This window comes from Acidobacteriota bacterium (assembly GCA_034211275.1).
Lineage (GTDB): Bacteria > Acidobacteriota > Thermoanaerobaculia > Multivoradales > JAHZIX01 > JAGQSE01.
In genome coordinates this window covers 1-2,166 of record JAXHTF010000366.1, presented here as the reverse complement: position 1 = coordinate 2,166, position 2,166 = coordinate 1, and the positions used below count along the sequence as shown (strand labels likewise).

The window sequence follows — 2,166 nt, the reverse complement described above, 5'->3', positions numbered from 1 at the left end:
GGAGCCAGGGCCAGCCCCAGGGCGCTGAACAGCAGAGCCGCCAGCGGCGGGAAGAGGAGCAATACCGGCAAGGCTGCCACCGCCGCCATACCGGTGGCCGCCAACCGCTGTTCCGCCGGCTCTTCCCCGAACTCCGCCGGGGGCTGCCGTAGTGCGCTCCCCAGGATGAAGGCGAACGCGAAGAGGGTGGGCCAGAGGAAGAGATAGCTCACCCCGGGCAGCAAGAAGGTGGTGGCCAGGGTCAGGACCACCCACAGCAGGGTGGATCCAAGGGCAAAGCCCAAGACGCCGTCCCGGGGCAGCAACAGCCGACACGCCAGCCAAGTCAGTCCGAGCGCCACCAAGCCGAAGCCCCAGGCATACACCGACATCTCGTAGCCCATGCCGAAGGGGAAAAAGCCCTGGAAGTCCACATCCAGGCTACCGGCCTGCTGCCACAGGAAGAAGCAGCCACCGCCGGCCACCACCGCCGACAGCAGGCCGCCGAAGAATCCTGCCAGCACCGACTTGACGGAAATCCGCCGCCGCCGCCGGGCGAGCACCCAGGACACCACCCAAAGCACGGCGGCGAGGATCGCCAGCGCCAGAGCCAGGGTCCCGGAATAGGAAACCAGCCAGCTCCCCAGGGGATTGAAGTAGACCTTGTCTCCCTGGCTGCGAGCCTGGCTCAAGTCCGCCTGGCCCAAGCTAAGGGCGAGGGAGAGCATGTAGGAGCCGTGATGCTGGAGGCTCGCCGGATCCAACGCCTCCACCGTATCCAGAGCCGAGTGGTAGTTGGGAAAGCCGTCGATGAAGGCGAAGTCCATGCCCGGCAGACCGCGACCTTCGAAGATCGTGAAGTCCGTATCGTTGGGCATGTACTTGAACACCTCGTAGGACAGCGAGGTGGCCACCGGTGCCGGGGTCTCCGCCAGCCGATCCACCAGCCAGCCATTGTCCTGACTGGTGCGGAACATGCGCGCTGCCCCGCCCCGCCCCCGGGCCTCGAAGTTGAGCACCATCCCCACGTCTCCGAGCCACGGATCTGAGTCGACGAAGGCCCGGGCCCCCACCAATCCCAACTCCTCGGCGTCGGTGAAGAGAAAGATGATGTCGTTGGTCAGGCCCCCTCCCTGGCCTTGTCCCTGGCGTAGGGCTCGGGCCGTCTCCAGCATCGCCGCCACTCCCGCACCATCGTCTGCGGCGCCGGGACCGGTGGGCACCGAATCGTAGTGGGAGACCAACATCACCGCCTTGCCATCGCCAGTGCCTGGCAGCCGCGCCACGATGTTCTCCACCGTGACGTATTGCAGGGCTCCGATGCCCCGCCAGGGAAAGAGCAGGCGGCTGCGCCGCACCTGGGGATCGAGATCCAAGGAGGAGAGCTGGGCAACCAGGTAGTCCCGAGCTTGGGCCAGGGCCGGCGATCCCGTGGGCCGCGGTTCTTGGGCGAGAACCCGCACGTGCTCGAGGGCCCGGGCGGCGGAGAAAGCTTCCGGCGGCGCGTCCGCCGGCTGCGGATCCGGCGACGCCTCAAAGGTTTGCAGGCCGAGGCCGATGAGACCGGCGAAGACCGCCAGGGCCAGCAACGCCGGCAGAGTACGGCCGGCGGTGGAAGCCTGAGGGGAGTTGGAACGATCGGTCATGACACACCTCTCCAAGATCAGATCATTGAGCGCAACAAAGGATCAGGCGCCGGCAGCGGACGGAGCATCCTCGCCGGAAGCGGAGCTGACGGATCGGGCCAGGCTGGCGGCGGCGATGGGTTCCAGGAGGCGCTCCAGGTCGAGCAGGAGCAGAGGCTGATCGCCGGGATCCACCATCGCCAAAGCGGCACTCTGCTCCTCCTGACGCATCTCCGCCGGCGGTTCCTGGTGCTCGCTGGCGGCGATAGCCAGCATTTGTTCCACCGCGTCCACCAACAATCCCACCGGGCCGGCAGCGGCGAGGGCCACCAGGATGCGGCTGGCACCGGCGACCTGCTGCTCCGGAAAGCCCAGCCGCAAACGCAGATCCACCACCGGCAGCACCCGGCCGCGCATATTGGTCACCCCGCGAATGCCCTGGGGAGCGTGGGGGACCCGAGTGATGGAGTCGACCCTCAGAACCTCCTGCACCACCTGCACCGGTAGCCCGTAGCGGCGATCCGCGATGTCGAAACAGACCCACGGCTCCCGGGCCTCCCGC

2 protein-coding genes are annotated in these 2,166 nt (G+C 67.6%); both read right to left on the bottom strand.

Going from position 1 to position 2,166, the window contains the following annotated elements; all coding sequences use genetic code 11:
- Window positions 1–1,625, bottom strand: a 1,625-nt coding sequence (locus tag SX243_26035; protein ID MDY7096446.1) for a M20/M25/M40 family metallo-hydrolase, incomplete at its 3' end; no start/stop codon positions are given.
- A gap of 42 nt (window positions 1,626–1,667) precedes the next feature.
- Window positions 1,668–2,166: chemotaxis protein CheW (locus tag SX243_26030; protein ID MDY7096445.1), on the bottom strand; the 499-nt coding region annotated here is incomplete at its 5' end.